Genomic DNA, 21,343 nt, shown 5'->3' with positions numbered 1-21,343 from the left:
CTTAGGACAGCGCCGCCTTCAGTGCGGCCAGCCCGCGGTCGGTGGCTTCGGTGGCGGCCGGGATCACCCCGGCATAGCCGAGGTAGCCGTGGACCATGGTCTCGGCGTTGTGCACCTGCACCGGAACTCCCGCCGCGGCCAGCAGTTCTCCGTAACGGATACCGTCGTCGCGCAGAGGGTCGTGGCCGGCCACCGCGATGTAGGACGGCGGCAGACCGGTCAGGTTCTCCGCGCGGGCCGGGGCCAGCATCGCCGGTGGATCGCTCAGGTCGAGGTGCCCGGCGTAGGCGACGCTCAACGCTGTGATCGCGTCGCGGTCGATGATCGGGGCGTCGGCGTTCTCGGTGAACGACGGCAGTGTGGTGTCGTAGGTGGTCGCCGGATACCACAGCAACTGGAATGCGATCGCCGGCCCGCCGCCGTCGCGTGCCAGCTGTGCCACCACCGCGGCCAGGTTGCCACCGGCCGAATCCCCGGCCACCGCCAGCCGATTCGGGTCCACACCGAGCTCGGCGGCGTGCGCGGCCACCCATTCGGTGGCCGCCAGGGCGTCCTCGACCGCCGCGGGGAACGGGTGCTCGGGGGCCAGGCGGTAATCCACCGACACCACCACGGCACCGGCGTCGACGGCGTGCATGCGCGCCGTGCCGTCGTGCGTGTCGAGGTCGCCGGCGACGAAGCCGCCGCCGTGGAAGAACACCACGACCGGGGCCGCTGTGGTGCTGACATCCGCGGGTCGGTAGATACGCACCGGCAGGGCGCCACCCGGACCGTCGATGACCCGGTCGTGACTGGGCATCTCGGGGTACACCGGTCGGCGCGGCAGGTCGCGCAGAACACGCCGGGCGGCCTCGGCGCCGTCCTCGAGTGTCAGTCGGAACGGAACGGCTTCCAGTACCTTCAGCATTATGGGGTCGATCGCGGGCATGGGAACACGGTACGCAACCAGACTGGCACCCACTGCGTGGGCTGCTGCGGGCTGGGCCGGAGTGGGTTACGGCGTCTTTCTGACGGTGGTGGCCCTGCGGTCGACGCCGGGGGAGGCGTTGACCGGGCAATGGGTCGGCCAGCCGGCGTTCAAGGCCGCGATGGCGGTGCTGCTGGCGGTCGCCGCGACCGCACACCCGGTGGTGCGTGAAGCCCGCTGGCTGGTCCCGGCGTTGGTCTTCTCGGCGATCGGTGACTGGCTGCTGGCGATCCCTTGGTGGGAACCGTCGTTCGTGGCCGGACTGGCCGCATTCCTGGTGGCGCACTTGTGCTTTCTCGGCGCACTGCTGCCGCTGGCGGTGGTGACCCGCGGCCGGTTGATCGCCGCCGGTCTGGTCGGGGTGAGCTGCCTGGTGCTGCTGGCCTGGTTCTGGCCGGGGATGGCCGCCGAGGGCATGACGGTGCCGGTGACGGTCTACGTCGCAGTATTGGGGGCGATGGTGTGTGCGGCGCTACTGGCCAAGCTGCCCACCCGCTGGACGGCGATCGGCGCGGTGTGCTTCGCGGTATCGGACGGCATGATCGGCGCCAGCCAATTCGTGCTGGGCAACGAACTGTTGGCCGTGCCGATCTGGTGGGCGTACGGGGCCGCACAGTTGCTGATCACCGCCGGCTTCTTCTTCGGCCGGACACCCGACGGCGATCCGGCGGCGGACTGAACCGGCCACGGCTCGCGGTCAATGCCGGTGGGCCCCGGTCCCGGGACGTAGGCGTTCCGGGTCGAATGCGGGCAGTCGGCGCCGGTGCAATGCGGTCATATGGTGCTCGGCGAGCGCATCGCCGTGGCCCGAGGCGATGTCACCGATGCTGAACAGTGATTCGCCGCCGGGATCGAAATAGGAGTTGTGGCCGGTGAACGGCGCCGCGATCCCCGGGAGCTCGGCTTTGAAGCGGGTGGAGCCGTAACCGTCGGCGGCCGGATCACCGCCGAGGCCGATGGTTGTCGAGCCTCCGGGCATGCGCAGTTGCGGGTCGCCGGCGAGGCCGGTGATCGGATCCGACGACGCCGCACCGACATAGACATGCCCACCGGCCGGCAGGTGAAAGGCCGTGGCGTCACGGGCCAGATCGGTTCCCGGTGAACCGACCAGCACCACGTCGTCGACTGCCATCCCGAATCCGGCGGCGGCGTCGGCCACCGTCGTCGAACCGTAGGAATGCCCGATCACCGTCAGGTGCGACCGGCCCCGGTGGGTGCCGGCCAGCGTATTGACGTCGGCGGCGAGCAGCCGTGCCCCGGCGCGGGCGGCGGCCGGTCGCATCACCGCCGGATCCAGCAGCCCGTCCGGGGCGCGGTACCCCATCCAGACGATCACCGAATCGGTGCGGCCCGGATCGGCGTCGACCGCCTCGCGATACAGGTGCAACGCGTCCGGGTGCGACAGATAGCCGTCGCGGACGCTACTGCCGGCGCCGGGCACCAACACGGTGGTGTTGTCGGCGACGTCGGGATCGCCGATCGCGATGACGGCCCGGCCCCGGCCGTCGAAAGCCTCCGGGTCGTAACCGAGCAACAACACCGGGCCGGCGCCGGAAGCGGCCGCCAGCCCGTCACGCACCTGCAGCGCGTTGTGGTAGCGGGCCATCTCGGCGGCACCCACCGCGGTGCGGGCACCGGTCACCCGGTCGATGTCGTCGGCCAGTGCCCGCCGGTTGATCCGGTCCCGTTCCCGGGCCGGGATCCCGTAGCCCGAGCCCACCGATCGCAGCCGGACCGTCAGCGCGCGATCATCGGCGACCGCCGCGCTGACCACCCGGTGGATGTCGCGGGCCGTAGCGGCCAGGAAACGCTGGAAATGACGCGCCCCGGTCGGGGTGTCGCGGGCCGGTGCCCGGTGCGCGACGGCCGCTTCGAGCAGCTCGGCGTGCAGGGCATCGAGACGTCGCCGGCCGCTTCGGGCGTGTCCGACCGCGGCACCCAGGGTCGCCGACAGCAGCCGGTCGCTGCGGACCGATTCCGGCAACCGCGACGCCAGTCGCGTTTCAGCCGCCGGCATCGCGTTGCGGTGCACGCCACGTTCCTCGGGCATACCGCAGCAAAGTAATTCGGCGCGGTGCAAGGCGAGTGCATCCATGCACAGGCCCGCCGGACTGTTAGCCACCGGCTACCGCGGTCGGCCGAGTCTGCTACACCTGCGGGGTGAGTGTCGACGGCGAACCCAGCGAGCCGATAGCCCGGGTGCTGCCGATGCTGTCCGTGCCGCACCTCGACCGCGAGTTCGACTATCTGGTGACTCCCGAACAGGCCGCGGCCGCTCAACCCGGGGCGCGGGTCCGGGTGCGTTTCCACGGTCGGCTGGTCGATGCGTTCATCTGGGAACGGCGCGCCGACACCGACCACGTCGGACGGCTCGGCCGGTTGGAGCGGGTGATCTCCGCGGAACCGGTGCTGACACCGGAAGTCCGTCGGCTGGTGGAGGCGGTCGCCGCCCGCTATGCCGGCACCCGGCCCGATGTCCTGCGATTGGCCGTGCCGCCGCGGCATGCCGGCGCGGAGCGTGCCGCCGCCACGTCGGTCCCGCCGCCCGTACTCGACCCGGCCGACCCGACGGGCTGGCAGCGGTACCGGGCGGGCGGACCGTTCCTGGCCGCCCTCGGCGAAGGCCGGGCCGCACGCGCGGTGTGGCAGGCGCTGCCCGGGGATTCCTGGACCGAACGGTACGTCGACGCCGCATCGGAGACGATCCGTGCCGGGCGCACCGTGCTGGCGATCGTGCCCGATCAGCGCGACGTCGACGCCCTGCTCGGGGTCGCGACCGAGCGGATCGGCGAGTCGGCGGTGGTGGCGTTGTCCGCGGGGCTGGGCCCGTCCACCCGCTACCGGCGGTGGTTGTCGGTGCTGCGCGGCGGGGCCCGGTTGGTGATCGGTACCCGCAGTGCGGTGTTCGCGCCGCTGGCCGACCTGGGGCTGGTACTGGTCTGGGACGACGGCGACGACTCGCTGGCCGAACCGCGGGCGCCCTATCCGCACGCCCGTGACGTGGCCATGCTGCGGGCGCACCTGGCGGGTTGCGCCGCTGTGATCGGCGGGTACTCGCGCACCGCCGAAGCGCACGCTCTGGTCGGCAGTGGGTGGGCCCGTGAGGTGGTGGCACCGCGGACGGTACTCCGGTCGGCGGCCCCGCGGGTGGTCGCGCTCGACGACACCGGCTACGCCGAACAGCGTGACGCCGCAGCGCGGACCGCACGGCTGCCGACCGTCGCGCTGCAAAGCGCCCGCAGCGCCCTGGCGGCGGACGCACCGGTGCTGGTGCAGGTCCCGCGACGCGGATACGTCCCGTCGCTGGCGTGCGGGCGGTGCCGCGCGATCGCCCGTTGCCGGCATTGCACCGGGCCGTTGTCGCTGCCCGAACGTGGCGGAGCCGCCCAGTGCCGGTGGTGCGGCCGGGCCGATCCGACGCTGCGCTGCGCCCGCTGCGGTTCGGACTCGGTCCGTGCCGTGGTCATCGGTGCCCGCCGCACCGCCGAAGAACTCGGCCGCGCCTTCTCCGGGACCCCGGTGATCACCTCCGCCGGCGACACCATCGTCGACCACATCGCGGAGGGCCCGGCCCTGGTGATCGCCACCCCGGGTGCCGAGCCACGCGCTCCGCACGGCTACGGCGCGGCACTGCTGCTCGACAGTTGGGCATTGCTGGGCCGGCAGGACCTGCGTGCCGCCGAGGACACGCTACGACGCTGGATGTCGGCGTCGGCCCTGGTCCGCGGCCGGGATGCCGGCGGCGTGGTCACCGTGGTCGCGGAATCCTCGATTCCCACCGTGCAGGCCCTGATCCGGTGGGATCCGGTCGGGCACGCCGACGCCGAGCTGGCGACCCGCGGCGAGGTCGGGTTGCCGCCGGCGGTCCACATGGCCGCGCTCGACGGGGACCCGGAGTCGGTGACGGCCCTGCTGGACCAGGCACGACTGCCCGACGACGCCGAGCAACTCGGTCCGGTGCCGCTGCCCGCGGGGGTACGGCGCCCGGCCGGTGTTCCCGACGAACTGAACGTGATCCGGATGCTGGTGCGGGTGCGCCGCGAGCACGGCCCGGCGCTGGCCGCCGCACTGCGGCACGGCACGGGGGTGCTCAGTGCGCGCGGATCGCATCATCCGGTGCGGGTCCAGATCGACCCGTTGCATATCGGTTAGCACCGGCCGGCGGGGCTCACCACGGTACGAGCTGGATCATGCCGGGCGGCCTCGGTTGTTCCGGCGGAGGTGGTGGTGCCGGCGGTGCTGCGTCACCGATCCCGTTGCCGCCGTTGCCGTTTCCGTTTCCATTCCCACTGCCCCCTTCGGCGATGCCGCCCGGCTGCGGACCTGCACCGGGAGACGGCGGAGCCTGCTGGGGCGGTGGAGGGGGAGCCTGCTGGGGCGGTGGCGGTGGCGGGGGAGCCTGCTGCAGTGGTGGCGGTGGCGGGGGAGCCTGCTGCGGTGGTGGCGGCGGTTGTTGCGGGCGCGCAGGTGTGGCCTGCGGCGGGGGCGGTGGAACTTGCCGTGGGCGCGGCTTCGTCACGGCTCCCGGTCGCCGGGGAATCTTGGCCTCCGGTGCCTTGGGCGGCGGAATCTTCGGCGGTCCGGGCTGTGACGCGTCGCCGGTGGCGATGGTGCCGACCGGCGAGCCCAGCGTCGCGCCCATCGCCGCGGGTGTCGTACCGGAATTCGAGACGAGGACCACGCGGAGGGCCTCGCGCGGCCGGTCCGGCACGCTGGACTGCAGCGAGGCGATCTTGCCCTGCTCGGCCGGGCAGTAGACCTCGACCGCCGCCGAGATGAATCGGCTCATGGTCACCGCCAACCGGGCGGCCTCCTGATTCAGTTCCGGATTCATCTGGAAGGCATCGTTTTCCAACCCATCGAGCACATCACCCGCCGGTATGCCGTCGTCGAGTTTCCGGCACACGGTCTGCCCGGCGTCGATGACGGTCGCCGCGTTGTACATGACGGGAATCTGATCGCGTTGCAGCACTGCGAGGAATTGGTCGTCCTGGCCCGGATCAGCGGTGGCTATGCCACCGGATAGCAGTGCCGCGGCCATCGCCGCCGCGGCGGTGATCGCGGTGCCCGGGTGCGAGAAGGTGTGGATGAACATGGCCCGGATCTCCGTTCTGTGCAGACCGTATCCGTCTCAGGCTGTCTCGGGTGCGATGTCCGGCGCCGTCGCGAACAGCGGTCTCTATCGAATCGGCAGGTTCTAAATTAAATCGTAGTCCGATATATCTTTGAGGGGAATGGTGTCTTCGCGCAGCCGTTCCGGGTGCCGTAGGCCGGTGATGGGGCCGAATGGCCCTATCCTCGGGTCCCAACGGCTCCTGCGGAATCCGATCAGGCGCAGTAGGATTCGTAATCGAGTCGACCGTTCGGCCGGCCAGTCGGTCAATACTTTTGGAGGGCCGGACCATGTCACAGGTCGGGACGACACGCGGAATCGTGGTGGGTGTCGATGGATCGGCCGAATCGGAGGCGGCCGTCACATGGGCGACGCATGAGGCGATCATGCGCAACCTGCCGATCACGCTGTTGCACGTGGTGACACCGGTGGTGACCGGTTGGCCGCCGGTGCCGATGGACGAGGGCATGCCCCGATGGCAGGAAGAGGCCGCGCGCAAGGTGCTGGCCCGGGCCGGCGCCTTGGTCGACGCCGCACGAGGCGGGGGGCGGGCCCCCGAGGTCCACACCGAGTTGGTCTATTCCCAGGTCGTACCGTCGCTGGTCGCGGCGAGCAAAGACGCCTGGATGACCGTCGTGGGCTCGGTCGGATTGGGCGCGATCGGCCGACTGCTGCTGGGCTCGGTGAGCACCAGCGTGATTCACCACGCGCACGGCCCCGTCGCGGTCATCCGCACCGACCGCGGCATCGCCGACGATGCACCCGTGGTGGTGGGAATCGACGGATCGCCGGCGTCGGAGACGGCCACCGCGCTGGCATTCGATGAAGCGTCCCGACGCGGTGTACCGCTGGTGGCGGTGCACGCCTGGAGCGACATCGGCGTCATGCCGATCTTGAACACCGATCCCGGCGATTACGAACGCCAGGGGCAGGAGGTGCTCGCCGAACGGCTCGCCGGCTATCAAGAGCAGTACCCCGACGTGTCCGTCGAACGGCGGGTGGCGTGTGACCAGCCCGCCCACCGACTGGTGCAGGCCGCCGAGCATGCGCAACTGGTGGTGGTCGGCAGTCGCGGGCGTGGCGGATTCGCCAGTCAACTCCTGGGTTCGGTCAGTTCCGCGGTCACCCACGCCGCCGGGATTCCGGTGATCGTGGTCCGCCCGCGGTAGGCCGGGATGGCGAACGTCGAAACCGGTGATCCAGACGACGCGTCCCCCTACCTGACGGCGCACGAAACCCACTCCGGTGTGGTCGTGCTGGTCGGCGACCGGGCCTACAAGGCCAAAAAGCCGGTGCAGACCGATTTTCTCGACTTCCGCACCGTCGAACAGCGTGCGCAGGCGTGTGCGCGCGAGGTCCGGCTCAACAGTCGCCTCGCCCCGGACAGCTATCTCGGTGTCGCCGAGTTTCGCGGCCCGGACTCCTCGACCGCCGAACCGGTCATCGTCATGCGCCGCTACCGGGATCGCGACCGGCTGACCTCGATCGTCCGGCGCGGCGAGGACGTGACGCGGGTGCTGGACGGCATCGCCGCCCTACTGGCCGATTTCCATCACAGCTCCGAGCGCACCGCGCTCATCGACGAGCAGGGCCGACCCGCCGCGATCCGCCGGCGCTGGGACGACCATTTCCCCACCCTGGACCGCCACGCCGGCGTCGAGCTGTCCGCGCCGTCGGTGCGACGGGTACAGCACCTGGCCGCCGAATACCTGGCCGGCCGGGCTGCGCTGTTCGCCCGACGCATCGAGCAGGGTTGCCTGGTCGACGGCCATGCCGATCTGCTCACCGACGACATCTTCTGGGTCGACGACCGGCCGGTGCTGCTGGACTGCCTGGAGTTCAGCGACGAACTGCGCTACCTCGATCGCATCGACGACGCCGCATTCCTGGCGATGGATCTGGAATTTTTGGGCCGCAAGGACCTCGCCGACTACTTCCTGGATCGCTATACGGCCTGCAGCGCAGACACCGCCCCGGCATCGCTGCGCGACTTCTACATCGCCTACCGCGCCGCGGTCCGCGCCAAGACCGACTGCGTGCAACTGACGCAGGGCAGAACCGAGGCGGGTGCGGCAGCGGCACGTCACCTGGCCATCGCCCTGGAACACCTGGAGGCCGGTGCCGTGCGGCTGGCGCTCGTCGGCGGCGGTCCCGGCACCGGGAAGTCGACCCTGGCGCGCAAGCTCGCCGAACAGGTCGGCGCGACGGTGGTGTCCACCGACGACGTCCGCAAGGACATGCGGGAATCCGGGCGGCTCAGCGGAGCGCCCGGTGCCCTCGGTGCCGGTCTCTACAGCCCGGCCAACGTCAACGCCGTCTATTCGGCACTGTTGGAGCGCGCCGCGCCGCTGCTGGCGCACGGGCAGTCGGTCATCCTCGACGGCACCTGGCGCGACGCGCAGACCCGCGCCGCGGCCGGCCGGCTGGCCGCCGACCGGCACGCGATGATCACCGAGATCCGCTGCGTCGTCGATCTGCAGGTAGCGGCCGACCGGATCAGAACCCGGGCGCCGGGCAACTCCGACGCGACACCCCAGATCGCCGAGGCGTTGGCCGCCCAGGACTTCGCATGGGACTCCGCGCACCCGGTGGACACCGCGCAACCCCTCGACGACTGTGTGCGTCGGGCGGTCGAACTATGGCGCGCCGCGACCGAGGCACACTAGACCCGGTGGGCCCACCGGACCGCAGCGGTCGTCGCGGCCCGTGACTTCCCTAAACTGTCCGGGTGCGCATCGTCTTCGCCGGCACCCCGGACACCGCGTTGCCGTCGTTGCAACGGCTGATCGACTCGCCGCGCCACGAGGTGGTCGCGGTGCTCACCCGGCCCGACGCGGCCTCCGGCCGGCGAGGCACCCCGCAGCCGTCCCCGGTGGCGCGTCTGGCACTCGACCACAGCATCCCGGTGCTGCGGCCGGCGGCGCCCAACGCGCCCGAGGCGGTGGCCGAACTCGCCGAATTCGCGCCGGAATGCTGCCCGGTGGTGGCCTACGGGGCGTTGCTGCGTGACGAGTTGCTGGCCGTGCCGCCCCGCGGTTGGGTCAATCTGCACTTCTCGCTGCTGCCGGCCTGGCGCGGCGCGGGCCCGGTCCAGGCGGCCATCGCCGCCGGTGACGAGGTCACCGGCGCGACGACGTTCCTGATCGAACCCGAACTGGATTCCGGACCGGTGTACGGCGTTGCGACCGAAACGATCCGGCCGTCGGACACCGCGGGTGAGCTACTGGCGCGGCTGGCGGTCTCGGGGGCCGAACTACTGGCGGCCACCCTCGACGGTATCGCCGACGGCGCCCTGCAGGCGGTGCCGCAGCCGCTCGACGGCATCAGCTATGCGCCGAAGATCAGCGTCGACGACGCGCGGGTGAACTGGACGTTGCCGGCTGCGGTCATCGATCGGCGCATCCGCGCCGTGACGCCGCATCCGGGCGCCTGGACCGTGATCGGGGACCTGCGTGTCAAAGTCGGTCCGGTCACCGTCGCAGACGCCGAAGGGCCGACGGGGTTGGCGCCCGGTGAGATTCAAGTCAGCCGCCGCGACGTCTGGGTGGGTACCGGATCGGATGCGGTCCGGTTGGGGCAGATCCAGCCGCCCGGAAAGAAGTTGATGGACGCCGCCGATTGGGCGCGCGGAGCCCGCATCGACGCGGAGGTGCGGGCATCATGACCGGACCCGCGCGCCGCCCGCAGCGTGCCCAGAGCGGCCCCCGCAAACCCCGACGCAAGCCCCTGGATCCGGCACGCCGCGCCGCATTCGATGTGCTGCAAGCGGTTTCGCAGCGCGACGCCTACGCCAACCTGGCGTTGCCCGCGCTGCTCGCCGAACGGGGGATCACCGGACGCGACGCCGCGTTCGCCACCGAACTGACCTACGGCACCTGCCGGGTCCGCGGGCTGCTCGACGCGATCATCGGGGCGGCGGCCCAACGCTCACCGGAGACCATCGACCCGGTCTTGCTGGATCTGCTGCGGTTGGGCAGTTACCAGCTGCTGCGCACCCGGGTGGAACCGCACGCCGCCGTCTCCACCACCGTCGACCAGGCTGCCATCGAATTCGATTCGGCCCGCGGGGGTTTCGTCAACGGTGTGCTGCGGACCATCAGCGCTCGCGACGAACAGGCCTGGACCGCGGAGCTGGCGCCGGACGCCGAGACCGATCCGATCGGGCACGCCGCGTTCGTGCGCGCTCATCCGCGCTGGATCGCCCAGGCGTTCACCGATGCGCTCGGAGGCGCCGCAGGCGAACTCGATGCGCTGCTGGCCGGTGACGACGAACGGCCCCGCGTACATCTGGCGGCCCGTCCCGGGGTCTTGGCCGCCGCCGAGTTGGCCGCCGCCGTCGACGGCGAGGTCGGCCGGTACTCCCCGTACGCGGTCTACCTGCCCGGCGGCGACCCCGGGCGGGTAGCGGCGGTGCGTGCCGGGCAGGCCCTGGTCCAGGACGAGGGCAGCCAGCTGGTGGCACGTGCGCTGACTCTCGCCCCGGTCGAGGACGACACCGGGCGGTGGCTGGACCTGTGCGCCGGCCCGGGCGGCAAGACCGCACTGCTGGCGGCGCTGGGCGCCGAGGTCGGCGCGCGGGTCACCGCGGTCGAACAGGCGCCGCACCGGGCGGAGCTGGTCGCGGCGAACACCCGCGGGCTGGGTGTGGAGGTGCTGACCGCCGACGGACGCGATCCCGGCGTGGAACCCGGGTTCGACCGGGTGCTCGTCGATGCGCCCTGCACCGGCCTCGGTGCGCTGCGCCGGCGGCCCGAAGCCCGCTGGCGTCGCCAGCCCTCCGACATACCGGTGCTGGCGAAGCTTCAACGGGAACTGCTGGCATCGGCGATCGCGCTGACCAGGCCCGGCGGAGTGGTGCTGTACGCGACCTGCTCGCCGCACCTGTCCGAAACCGTCGGCGTGGTGGCCGACGCGCTTCGGCGTTATCCGGTGCGCGCGTTGGACACCCGGGAACTGTTCGCCCCCGCCGAGGGGCTCGGCGACGGGCCGTACGTCCAGCTGTGGCCACACCGGCACGGCACCGACGCCATGTTCGCCGCAGCCCTACAAGTAATCTAAAACCCATGTCACGACCCATGATCGCGCCGTCGATCCTGTCGGCTGATTTTGCCCGTCTCGCCGAGGAGGCGGCCGCCGTCAAAGGCGCGGACTGGTTGCACGTCGATGTGATGGACGCGCATTTCGTTCCGAACCTGACATTGGGGCTGCCGGTGGTGCAGAGCCTGCTGGCGGCCACCGACATCCCGATGGACTGCCACCTGATGATCGAGGATCCCGGCCGCTGGGCACCGCCCTACGCCGAGGCCGGCGCCCACAACGTCACGTTTCACGCCGAAGCCACCGACGATCCGGTCGCGGTCGCGAAGGACATCCGCGCCGCCGGTGCCAAAGCCGGACTCAGCATCAAACCCGGTACCGCGCTGGAGCCCTACCTGGAGATCCTGCGGGACTTCGACACCCTGCTGGTGATGTCGGTGGAACCCGGCTTCGGGGGCCAGTCCTTCATCCCCGAGGTGCTGAGCAAAGTCCGTACGGTGCGCAACCTGGTCGATGCGGGGGAGTTGAGCATCCTGGTCGAGATCGACGGCGGCATCAACGCCGACACCGTCGAACAGGCCGCCGCCGCCGGGGTGGACTGCTTCGTCGCCGGCTCGGCCGTCTACGGCGCCACCGACCCCGGCGCCGCCGTGGAAGCGCTGCGCCGCCAAGCCCTGGCCGCGTCACCGCACCTGCGCGCATGAGTCACCGGCACGCCGTGGAGCACGCCCTCGACCACGACGCCGCGATGCTGCTGGCGATCGAACGGTCGCAGCAGGTCAAGGGCAACACCTACCCGAATCCGCCGGTGGGCGCGGTCATCTTGGACCGGGACGGGCGGGTGGCCGGGGTCGGCGGAACCCGCCCCGCCGGTGAGGCCCACGCCGAGATCGCGGCGCTGCGCCGCGCCGGCGAGTTGGCCGCCGGCGGCACCGCGGTGGTCACCCTGGAACCCTGCAACCATCACGGCCGGACACCGCCGTGCGTCGACGCGTTGCTGGCGGCCGGGGTGGCCGAAGTGGTCTATGCGGTCGACGACCCGCACCCCGAAGCCGGTGGCGGGGCGGCCCGCCTGGCCGCGGCGGGCGTTCGGGTGCGCTCCGGGGTGCAGGCCGACGCGGTGGTCGCCGGACCCTTGCGCGAGTGGCTGCACAAGCAGCGCACCGGCCGGCCGCACGTCACCTGGAAGTACGCCACCAGCATCGACGGCCGCAGCGCCGCCGCCGACGGTTCGAGTCAATGGATCACCAGCGAGGCGGCCCGGGCAGACCTGCACCGCCGCCGGGCGGCGGCCGACGCGATCGTCGTCGGCACCGGCACCGTGCTCGTCGACGATCCGACGCTGACCGCGCGCCTCCCCGACGGCAGCCTGGCCGATCGGCAACCGCTGCGGGTGGTGGTGGGGGAGCGGGAGATCTCCGCGGATGCCCGGGTGTTCAACGAGGATTCGCACACCATGGTGATCCGCACCCACGATCCCGCCGAGGTGCTGCGGGCCCTGTCGGACCGCACCGACGTGCTGATCGAGGGCGGTCCCACCCTGGCGGGGGCGTTCCTGCGCGCCGGGGCGATCGACCGGATCCTGGCCTACGTGGCGCCGATCCTGCTGGGTGGCCCGATCACCGCCGTCGACGACGTCGGGGTGGCCAACATCGCCCGCGCACTGCGCTGGCGATTCGACGCCACCGAGCAGATCGGCCCCGACCTGCTGCTGTCGCTGGTCCCGCACTGACGCCTGCTAGCCGAGCAGACGTCCGGGCCCCCGATGGGGGTCGCCTCAGGGGGCTTTTACGTCTGCTCGCGCGGGGGCGGCGACCGCGTCGAGATCCTCCGCGGAGTCACTGTTGCGGCCGATGAACAACCCCAGCACCGCCCCCACCACGCAGACCACCGCGGTGATCGCGAAGATCTCGCCGTACATCATCGCGAACGCCAGCTTGGAGTTGGCGGCGGTGGCGGCGATCTTCTCCGCCAGGCTACCGCCGGGCGCCTTGGGCAGTCCCACCAGGATCTGGTTGAACCGGTACAGGCCCCACGCCGACAGTGCCGCCATCCCGATCAGCATTCCCGTCATGCGGGCCACCACGACCCCGGACGCGGCGATCCCGTGCTCGCGCGGCGGCACCGCCCGCATCACCGCGGAGGTCAGCGGGCCGATCACCAATCCCAACCCGAAACCGGCCAGCATCTGGTCGGTGTCCAGGGCGGGCAGCGAGATCAGGCCGAACACGTCGTGCCGGTAGCTCAGCAGGTCCACCGGCCACTTCGAGATCAGCAGGTAGCCGCCGGCCGCGATCAGCAGACCCGCGAACGTCACCACCCGGTCGCCGATGCGGGTGGCCACCCAGCCGCCGATCAACGCACCGACCGGCAGTGCGACCAGGAACCGCAACAGCAGGCCCGCCGCCTCGTTCTGGGTCATCCCGAGCACGCCCTGACCGAACAGTTCGACGTCGACCAGGGTCACCATCAGCGCCGCGCCGGCACACATCGACGCGCCCAGGGCAGCCAGGAACGGGCCGAATCGGGCCCCGGTGGGGTCGATCAGCTTGGTCGACGACTTGATCTCCCAGACCGTGAACGCCACCAGTGCGATCGCGGCGCACAACAGATACGTCGAACCGTGGTCGGGCAGCGCCTGTTTGGCGCTGGGATCGGGGTTGTAGAGACCGATCGTCAACAGGCTCAGGATCGCCGCCAGCAGCAGCCCGCCGACCACGTCGACGCGCTCGGCGGGCGCCCCCTCCTCGGCATCGGCACGCGACGGCAGGCTGAAGTGGATCATCAGCATCGCCAGCAGGGTCAGCGGAACGTTGATCCAGAACACGTCGCGCCAGTCGTGCAACAGCCAGACCACGAAGATGCCGTACAGCGGACCGAGCACACTGCCCAGTTCCTGGGCGGCCCCGATGCCGCCGAGCACACCGGCCCGGTTGCGCTGCGACCACAGGTCCGCGCCGAGGGCCAGGGTCACCGGCAGCAGGGCACCGCTGGCGACACCCTGGATGGTGCGCCCCACCACCAACATCGTCAGATCGGTCGACAGCGCGGTCACCACCGAACCGACCACGAAGGTGGCCAGGCTGACCTGCAGCAGCAGTTTGCGGCCGAACCGGTCGGAGGCACGGCCCAGCAACGGCATCGCGGCGATGTAACCGAGCAGATAGCAGGTGATGATCGGGGTGAGCTGCTGGATCTTGTTGATCGGAATCCCGACACCGGCCGGTGGCGGGGCCATGATGTCGCGCATGATCGTGACCACGACATAGGTGTCGAGGGCACCGAGGAGGACCGCGAGGCTACCTGCGCTGATCGCGAGTCTGCGGTTGACCCGCATTACTCTCCCGCCGGCTTCTCAACCGTGACCGGGGCGTTCCAGTTCGACAGGGTCATCTGGATGGAGTTGCCCGCACTGGGCTCGAGCTGAGCCTGAACCAGCTGGTGGTCACCGTCCTCCTGGATCCAGACCGTGGCCGGCGTCGGCGCGGTGGCCTTCAGCTGCGGGGCGAGTGCGTTGACCGCGTCGGCCGGCGCATTGCCGGTCACCCGGATCGTCTGCTGGCCGTTGATCTTGTCGCGGCCGTCCGCTTTGGGGTCGGTCAGGGTGGTCAGCATGTTCGCCAACCCCTTCTCCGGGCTCAGGATCGCCGCGACGTCGTAGATGGTCTCGGCGGGGCCGTACTTGATGTAGTCGTCGCCGGTGATCGCGGCGTAGAGATCACCGTCGATCACGATGAACTTGGCGTCGACCGGCGAGTTCAGCATCAGGATCGTCGCGTTGCCCTTGGCCGCGGTGGTCGGCTTGTTGGTCAGGTCGCCTTCGAGGGTCTTGACCGGGAGGCTCTTGATCTGACCGGTCACCGACAGCGCCAGGTGTGCGCTCTCCAGACTCGCGGTGGTGGTCGCGGCCTCCTTGACCAGCGGCGCTGCTTCCGGCAGCGGCCCGCCGGCGTCCTTGGACGAACAGCCGGCGAGCAATGCGGCCGCGGTGGTCGCAGTGGCCAGGGCGATGAGAAGTCTGCGCATGGGTGTCATCGTATATACAGCCGGTCGGCTGCAGGCGGTGCAGCGTGCAGAACGGTCCCCGCCGACTCGCTAGCCTGATGGCATGTTCACCGGAATCGTCGAGGAACTGGGCGAGTTGGTCAGCCGTGAAGAGTTGACCGACGCCGCACGCCTGGTCATCCACGGGCCCACCGTCACCTCCGACGCCCGTCACGGCGACTCGATCGCCGTCAACGGCGTGTGTCTGACGGTCGTCGACGTGCTGCCCGGCGGCCGGTTCTCCGCCGACGTCATGCTCGAGACCCTGGACCGGTCCAGCCTGGGGGCCCTGGAGGTCGGTGGCCCGGTGAACCTGGAGCGGGCGGCCGCGCTGAACAGTCGCCTGGGTGGCCACATCGTGCAGGGCCACGTCGACGGCACCGGCCGGGTGCTGGCCCGCACCCCGGGGCAGCATTGGGAAGTGGTGCGGATCGGGTTGCCGGCCGCGTTGGCGCGCTATGTCGTGGAGAAGGGCTCGATCACCGTCGACGGCACCTCGCTGACCGTGTCCGCGGTGGGAGCGGACCCTGGGGATGGCAGCGACTTCTTCGAGGTCTCCCTGATCCCGACCACACTGGAACTGACCACGCTGGGCCGGGCGCCGGTCGGCACGCCGGTCAACCTCGAAGTGGATGTCATCGCGAAATACGTCGAGCGACTGCTGGCCCGCGGCTAGCGGCCGGGCGGGACCGTCGGCATATCGCAGATGTGATCAAGGCAACGTCGGCCGTCGTCCGTAACCGGGACAGATCCCGGCGAGGGGCGCCGTCCACCGCCACTGCCTGGCAATATTTCCGCAGGTGGTGACTAAAATCGGGTCACGCCGACCATCCCGGGCCGGTCCGATCGCCGCCGCGAGAACCCACTCGACGAGTCGTGGGGAAACGCGGCATCCGGGGTGGTTCATACTGGACGGGCGGGTTGCGCCGACGGGGCGCTCTCCGATGGCGAACTCAAGGTGGGACAGATGACGAAGTTGGACACCGTCGAGCGGGCGGTTGCCGACATCGCGGCCGGCAAGGCCGTCGTGGTCATCGACGACGAGGACCGTGAGAACGAGGGCGACCTGATCTTCGCCGCGGAGAAGGCCACCCCCGAACTGGTGGCGTTCATGGTCCGCTACACGTCGGGGTATCTGTGCGTGCCGCTGGACGGCGCCATCTGCGACCGGCTGGGCCTGCTGCCGATGTACGCGGTGAACCAGGACAAGCACGGCACCGCCTACACCGTCACCGTCGACGCCAAGAAGAACGTGGGCACCGGTATCTCGGCGTCCGACCGGGCGACCACCATGCGCCTGCTGGCCGACCCGGCCAGTGCCGCCGACGAGTTCACCCGCCCCGGCCACGTGGTGCCGCTGCGGGCCAAGGACGGCGGGGTGCTGCGCCGGCCCGGCCACACCGAAGCCGCGGTCGACCTGGCCCGGATGGCGGGCCTGCAACCGGCCGGTGCGATCTGCGAGATCGTCAGCCAAAAAGACGAGGGCGCCATGGCCCAGACCGACGAACTGCGGGTCTTCGCCGACGAGCACGGCCTGGCGATGATCTCCATCGCCGACATGATCGAGTGGCGGCGCAAGCACGAGAAGCACATCGAGCGCGTCGCCGAAGCCCGCATCCCGACCCGCCACGGCGAGTTCCGGGCGGTGGGCTACACCAGCGTCTACGAAGACGTCGAGCATGTCGCGCTGGTCCGCGGCGACATCACCGGACCGGACAACGACGGCGAGGACGTCCTGGTCCGGGTCCACTCCGAATGCCTGACCGGCGATGTGTTCGGCTCGCGCCGCTGCGACTGCGGGCCCCAGCTGGATGCCGCGCTGGCGATGGTCGCCCAGGAAGGCCGCGGGGTGGTGCTCTACATGCGCGGTCACGAAGGCCGCGGTATCGGACTGCTGCACAAACTGCAGGCCTACCAATTGCAGGACGCCGGTGAGGACACCGTCGACGCCAACCTCAAGCTGGGCCTGCCGGCCGACGCACGCGACTACGGCATCGGTGCGCAGATCCTCGGGGACCTGGGGGTGCGGTCGATGCGACTGCTGACCAACAACCCGGCCAAACGAGTCGGCCTGGACGGCTACGGACTGCACATCATCGAGCGGGTGCCGTTGCCGGTGCGCGCCAACGCCGAGAACATCCGCTACCTGCTGACCAAGCGCGACCGGATGGGGCACGACCTGTCCGGGTTGGAAGACTTCGACGACGCGCCCCAGCTGCCCGACGAGTTCGGCGGCGCGCTGTGAGCGGCGTCGGCGTGCCGGACATGCCGGCGCTGGACGCCTCCGATGTGCGGCTGGCGATCGTGGCCAGCACCTGGCACGCCCAGATCTGTGACGCGCTGCTGGCCGGTGCCCGCAAGGTAGCGGCCGAGGCGGGGGCCCCCGAGCCGACCGTGGTGCGGGTGCTCGGCGCCATCGAGATCCCGGTGGTGGCCCAGGAAGTCGCCCGCAGCCATGACGCCGTGGTCGCCCTGGGGGTTGTGATCCGCGGCGCCACACCACATTTCGACTACGTGTGCGACGCGGTGACCCAGGGCCTGACCCGGGTGTCGTTGGATGCGGCGACCCCGGTGGCCAACGGTGTGCTCACCGTCAACGACGAACAGCAGGCACTGGATCGAGCCGGTCTGCCGGGCTCGGCCGAGGACAAGGGCGCTCAGGCGGCGGCTGCCGCGCTCAGCACCGCGTTGACCCTGCGCGAGCTTCGCGCCGCGCTGTGACGGGCCCGTCGAACTCCCCGCGCTGGGAGCTGCAGATCCGCCCACGCATGATGCGCATCGGCCTGTGGAGCGCGGCCGTGCTGATCGTGGCGATCCACGTGATGGTCAGCTTCCTGCTGACGATCCGCGCCAGCGGCGTGATCTTCCGCACCTATGACCGGGTGGCGGTCGTGGTGCTGGGCGTGATCGTGGCGAGCTCCCTGCTGCTGTTCGCCCGCGCCCGGGTGCGGGCCGGGGAATCCGGGGTGTCGGTGCGCAATGCGCTCGGCGACCGACTGATCCCGTGGTCGGACGTGGTCGGGGTGTCCTTCCCGCCGGGCAAACGCTGGGCCCGACTGGAGTTGCCCGACGACGAGTACATCCCGCTGGTGGCGATCCAACTCGCCGACAAGGAGCGGGCCGTGGCGGCCATGCGGGAGCTACGCGCACTGGACGCGCGCTACCGCCCGACACCCCCGCGAGCAGACCCAGAACCGCACACCTGAGGCCCGTCGAGTGCGACGCAATGTCTGCTCGGCGGGGCGAACCCGCACGCTAGCCTGGTAGCCGTGGCAGACCCCGCGACCTACCGTCCGGCGCCCGGGTCCATCCCCGTCGCGCCCGGTGTCTACCGGTTCGTCGATCCGCACGACCGGGTCATCTACGTGGGTAAGGCGAAAAGCCTGCGGTCACGGCTGACGTCGTACTTCGCCGACATCGCCGGCCTGCACCCGCGGACCCGCCAGATGGTGACCACCGCCGCCAAGGTGGAGTGGACGGTGGTCAACACCGAGGTCGAAGCGCTGCAACTCGAGTACAATTGGATCAAGGAGTTCGATCCGCGGTTCAACGTCCGCTACCGCGACGACAAGACCTATCCGGTGCTGGCCGTCACGATGAACGAGGACTACCCGCGGCTGATGGTCTATCGGGGGCCGCGCCGCAAGGGAGTGCGCTACTTCGGGCCGTATTCGCATGCCTGGGCGATCCGCGAAACCCTCGACCTGCTGCTGCGGGTCTTCCCGGCCCGCACCTGTTCGGCGGGAGTGTTCAAGCGCCACCAGCAGATCGACCGGCCCTGCCTGCTGGGCTACATCGGCAAATGCTCCGCGCCGTGTGTCGGACGGGTCAGCGCCGAGGAACACCGACGGATCGTCGACGACTTCTGCGACTTTCTGGCCGGCAAGACCGACCGGCTGGTCCGCAGCCTCGAACAGCAGATGCTGGCCGCCTCCGAGGAACTGGATTTCGAACGGGCGGCACGCCTGCGCGACGACGTCGCCGCGCTCAAACGGGCGCTGGAGAAACAGGCCGTGGTGCTCGGCGACGGCACCGACGCCGACGTGGTGGCCTTCGCCGACGACGATCTCGAGGCCGCGGTGCAGGTGTTCCATGTGCGCGGCGGCCGGGTGCGCGGGCAGCGCGGCTGGATCGTCGAGAAGCCCGGCGATCCCGGGGACGGCGACAACGCGCTGGAACGACTGGTCGAGCAGTTCGTGAGCCAGTTCTACGGCGAGCAGGCCGAGTTGGGCGGCGCCGCCGACGAACCGACCAACCCGGTGCCGCGCGAGGTGCTGGTGCCCTGCCTGCCGGCCAACGCCGACGAACTGACCAGCTGGCTGTCGGGCCTGCGGGGTTCGCGGGTTTCGCTGCGGGTGCCGTTGCGCGGTGACAAGCGGGTGCTGGCCGAGACCGTCGAACGCAATGCCAAAGAGGCGCTGCAGCAGCACAAGCTGAAGAGGGCCGGGGACTTCACCGCCAGATCCGCTGCGCTGCAGAACATTCAGGAATCGTTGGGGCTTCCCGACGCCCCGCTGCGCATCGAATGCGTCGACATCAGCCACGTGCAGGGCACCGATGTGGTGGGGTCGCTGGTGGTGTTCGAGGACGGGCTGCCGCGCAAGTCGGACTACCGCCACTTCGCGATCCGAGAGGCCGCCGGCGACGGCCGCTCCGATGATGTGGCCTCCATCGCCGAAGTGACCCGACGCCGATTCCGTCACCACCTTGATCCGGAAGTCCTTGCCCCGGAAGGGAAATCCCGAAAATTCGCCTATCCGCCCAACCTGTACGTGGTGGACGGCGGCGCTCCGCAGGTCAACGCCGCAGCACAGGTGCTGGACAAACTGGGCATCACCGACGTGGCGATCATCGGGCTGGCGAAGAGGCTGGAAGAGGTGTGGGTGCCGTCGGAACCCGACCCGATCATCCTGCCGCGGCAGAGCGAAGGGCTCTACCTGCTGCAGCGGATCCGCGACGAAGCGCACCGCTTCGCCATCACCTACCACCGCAGCGAGCGATCCAAGCGGATGACGGCGTCGGCGCTGGACGCGGTACCGGGACTCGGGGAGCATCGGCGCAAGGTGTTGATCTCGCATTTCGGTTCGGTGGCGCGGCTGAAACGGGCTACCGTCGAGGAGCTCACCTCGATCCCGGGGATCGGCACGGCGACCGCCGCCGCCGTTCTCGAGGCGTTGGGAGCCGACGGTGCGGCCGGTGCCGCTGAACAGCAACGGATGTCGGGATGACGGATTCTTCGAAGGGCGTACGGGAGCGCGATGTCGCCGGTCCCGGCGACGGCGCCGGTATCGACGTCGTCCTGGTGACCGGCCTGTCCGGTGCGGGGCGCGGCACCGCCGCCAAGGTGCTCGAGGATCTGGGCTGGTACGTGGCCGACAACCTGCCGCCGGACCTGATCACCCGGATGGTGGACCTGGGGTTGGCGGCCGGCTCCCGGATCACCCAGCTCGCGGTGGTGATGGACGTGCGTTCGGCGGGATTCACCGGCGACCTGGACTCGGTGCGCACCGAGTTGGCGACCCGCGGTATCAACCCGCGGGTGCTGTTCATGGAGGCCGGCGACGACGTGCTGGTGCGCCGGTACGAGCACAACCGGCGCAGTCATCCCCTGCAGGGCCAGCAGACGCTGATCGAGGGCATCGCCGCGGAGCGGATCATGCTGGCGCCGGTGCGGGCGGTGGCCGATCTGGTGATCGACACGTCGGTGCTCAGCGTCCGCGAGTTGCGCGAGAGCATCGAGGAGATGTTCGGCGGTGACGCCGCCACCGCACCGACATCCATCACCGTGGAGTCCTTCGGCTTCAAGTACGGGTTGCCGATGGATGCCGACATGGTGTTGGACGTCCGCTTCCTGCCCAACCCGCACTGGATCGACGAACTGCGACCGCACACCGGTCAGCATCCGGCGGTCCGCGACTACGTGCTGAGCCGCCCGGGCGCCGACGAGTTCCTCACCGGCTACCACCGACTGTTGTCGCTGGTGGTCGGCGGCTATCGACGAGAGGGAAAGCGCTACATGACTTTGGCCGTCGGGTGCACCGGAGGCAAACACCGCAGCGTTGCCATCGCCGAGGCGCTGGCCCGGCTGCTGGACACCGAGGACCGCCACGACGAACTGTCGGTACGGGTGTTGCACCGGGATCTGGGCCGCGAATGAGGTGCGCCGGCGACGATGCAGAGCG

General features: G+C 70.5%; 19 protein-coding genes. 14 read left to right on the top strand and 5 right to left on the bottom strand.

All coding sequences use genetic code 11. The features are described from left to right. Position 1: 1 nt before the first annotated feature. On the bottom strand, positions 2-928 hold the full coding sequence (locus tag RCP38_RS10745) for an alpha/beta hydrolase (protein WP_308472960.1): 927 nt from the start codon (positions 926-928) through the stop codon (positions 2-4). Here RCP38_RS10745 and RCP38_RS10740 point away from each other — a divergent pair. Beyond that, entirely contained in the window at positions 927-1,646 is a 720-nt protein-coding gene (locus RCP38_RS10740) for a lysoplasmalogenase (RefSeq protein ID WP_308477205.1), read from the top strand. The two genes, RCP38_RS10745 and RCP38_RS10740, sit on opposite strands and share 2 nt — an antisense overlap. 18 nt (positions 1,647-1,664) lie before the next feature. Here RCP38_RS10740 and RCP38_RS10735 read toward each other — a convergent pair whose 3' ends face one another. Further along, complete coding sequence (locus tag RCP38_RS10735; RefSeq protein WP_308472959.1) at positions 1,665-3,017, bottom strand: alpha/beta hydrolase; 1,353 nt, start codon at positions 3,015-3,017, stop codon at positions 1,665-1,667. Positions 3,018-3,175: 158 nt separating this feature from the next. Here RCP38_RS10735 and RCP38_RS10730 point away from each other — a divergent pair, with 158 nt between their 5' ends. After that, positions 3,176-5,119, top strand: coding sequence for a primosomal protein N' (locus tag RCP38_RS10730; RefSeq protein WP_308477204.1), 1,944 nt, complete (start codon positions 3,176-3,178; stop codon positions 5,117-5,119). A 16-nt stretch (positions 5,120-5,135) separates the two neighbouring features. Here RCP38_RS10730 and RCP38_RS10725 read toward each other — a convergent pair whose 3' ends face one another. After that, positions 5,136-6,062 carry a DUF732 domain-containing protein gene (locus tag RCP38_RS10725; protein ID WP_308472958.1) on the bottom strand — a complete coding sequence of 309 codons (927 nt, stop codon included), beginning with the start codon at positions 6,060-6,062 and terminating at the stop codon, positions 5,136-5,138. A gap of 308 nt (positions 6,063-6,370) precedes the next feature. Between RCP38_RS10725 and RCP38_RS10720 the strand changes: the two genes are divergently transcribed. The 6 genes from RCP38_RS10720 to ribD all read left to right on the top strand — a co-directional run bounded on the left by RCP38_RS10720 (position 6,371) and on the right by ribD (position 12,849). Next, entirely contained in the window at positions 6,371-7,249 is an 879-nt protein-coding gene (locus tag RCP38_RS10720; RefSeq protein WP_308472957.1) for a universal stress protein, read from the top strand. Between the two features lie 6 nt (positions 7,250-7,255). Further along, positions 7,256-8,746 (top strand): bifunctional aminoglycoside phosphotransferase/ATP-binding protein, encoded by a 1,491-nt coding sequence (locus RCP38_RS10715; protein ID WP_308472956.1) that lies wholly within the window; start codon positions 7,256-7,258, stop codon positions 8,744-8,746. 62 nt (positions 8,747-8,808) lie between these two features. Beyond that, positions 8,809-9,744 carry a methionyl-tRNA formyltransferase gene (gene fmt / locus RCP38_RS10710; protein ID WP_308472955.1) on the top strand — a complete coding sequence of 312 codons (936 nt, stop codon included), beginning with the start codon at positions 8,809-8,811 and terminating at the stop codon, positions 9,742-9,744. Continuing rightward, the gene (locus tag RCP38_RS10705) at positions 9,741-11,138 is read left to right on the top strand and encodes an RsmB/NOP family class I SAM-dependent RNA methyltransferase (protein WP_308472954.1); all 1,398 of its coding nucleotides are present in this window, start codon (positions 9,741-9,743) and stop codon (positions 11,136-11,138) included. The genes fmt and RCP38_RS10705 overlap by 4 nt, the downstream gene beginning before the upstream one ends. A 5-nt stretch (positions 11,139-11,143) precedes the next feature. Beyond that, entirely contained in the window at positions 11,144-11,821 is a 678-nt protein-coding gene (gene rpe, locus RCP38_RS10700; protein WP_308472953.1) for a ribulose-phosphate 3-epimerase, read from the top strand. Further along, on the top strand, positions 11,818-12,849 hold the full coding sequence (gene ribD / locus RCP38_RS10695; RefSeq protein ID WP_308472952.1) for a bifunctional diaminohydroxyphosphoribosylaminopyrimidine deaminase/5-amino-6-(5-phosphoribosylamino)uracil reductase RibD: 1,032 nt from the start codon (positions 11,818-11,820) through the stop codon (positions 12,847-12,849). The genes rpe and ribD overlap by 4 nt, the downstream gene beginning before the upstream one ends. Before the next feature lie 45 nt (positions 12,850-12,894). Here ribD and RCP38_RS10690 read toward each other — a convergent pair whose 3' ends face one another. Both RCP38_RS10690 and RCP38_RS10685 read right to left on the bottom strand, forming a co-directional pair. Then, on the bottom strand, positions 12,895-14,454 hold the full coding sequence (locus tag RCP38_RS10690; RefSeq protein WP_308472951.1) for an MFS transporter: 1,560 nt from the start codon (positions 14,452-14,454) through the stop codon (positions 12,895-12,897). Next, positions 14,454-15,152: an LppX_LprAFG lipoprotein gene (locus RCP38_RS10685; RefSeq protein ID WP_308472950.1), complete on the bottom strand. Its 699-nt coding sequence runs from the start codon at positions 15,150-15,152 to the stop codon at positions 14,454-14,456. Before RCP38_RS10685 ends, RCP38_RS10690 begins: the two co-directional genes overlap by 1 nt. Before the next feature lie 73 nt (positions 15,153-15,225). On the opposite strand from RCP38_RS10685, the gene RCP38_RS10680 reads away from it, so the two are divergent. The 6 genes from RCP38_RS10680 (at position 15,226) to rapZ (ending at position 21,318) form a co-directional block, all read left to right on the top strand. Further along, positions 15,226-15,837: a riboflavin synthase gene (locus RCP38_RS10680; protein WP_308472949.1), complete on the top strand. Its 612-nt coding sequence runs from the start codon at positions 15,226-15,228 to the stop codon at positions 15,835-15,837. Between the two features lie 291 nt (positions 15,838-16,128). Then, positions 16,129-17,406, top strand: coding sequence for a bifunctional 3,4-dihydroxy-2-butanone-4-phosphate synthase/GTP cyclohydrolase II (locus RCP38_RS10675; RefSeq protein ID WP_308472948.1), 1,278 nt, complete (start codon positions 16,129-16,131; stop codon positions 17,404-17,406). A gap of 20 nt (positions 17,407-17,426) precedes the next feature. Next, the gene (gene ribH, locus RCP38_RS10670; protein WP_308477202.1) at positions 17,427-17,882 is read left to right on the top strand and encodes a 6,7-dimethyl-8-ribityllumazine synthase; all 456 of its coding nucleotides are present in this window, start codon (positions 17,427-17,429) and stop codon (positions 17,880-17,882) included. Positions 17,883-17,929: 47 nt separating this feature from the next. Beyond that, positions 17,930-18,367: a PH domain-containing protein gene (locus RCP38_RS10665; protein ID WP_308477200.1), complete on the top strand. Its 438-nt coding sequence runs from the start codon at positions 17,930-17,932 to the stop codon at positions 18,365-18,367. A gap of 63 nt (positions 18,368-18,430) precedes the next feature. Continuing rightward, on the top strand, positions 18,431-20,389 hold the full coding sequence (uvrC, locus tag RCP38_RS10660) for an excinuclease ABC subunit UvrC (protein ID WP_308472947.1): 1,959 nt from the start codon (positions 18,431-18,433) through the stop codon (positions 20,387-20,389). After that, entirely contained in the window at positions 20,386-21,318 is a 933-nt protein-coding gene (rapZ, locus tag RCP38_RS10655; RefSeq protein ID WP_308472946.1) for an RNase adapter RapZ, read from the top strand. Before uvrC ends, rapZ begins: the two co-directional genes overlap by 4 nt. Positions 21,319-21,343 lie beyond the last annotated feature (25 nt).

It is taken from the genome of Mycolicibacter sp. MU0083 (genome assembly GCF_963378075.1).
In the GTDB taxonomy this organism is placed as follows: Bacteria; Actinomycetota; Actinomycetes; order Mycobacteriales; family Mycobacteriaceae; genus Mycobacterium; species Mycobacterium kokjensenii.
This window is presented reverse-complemented; position numbering and strand designations above follow the sequence as displayed.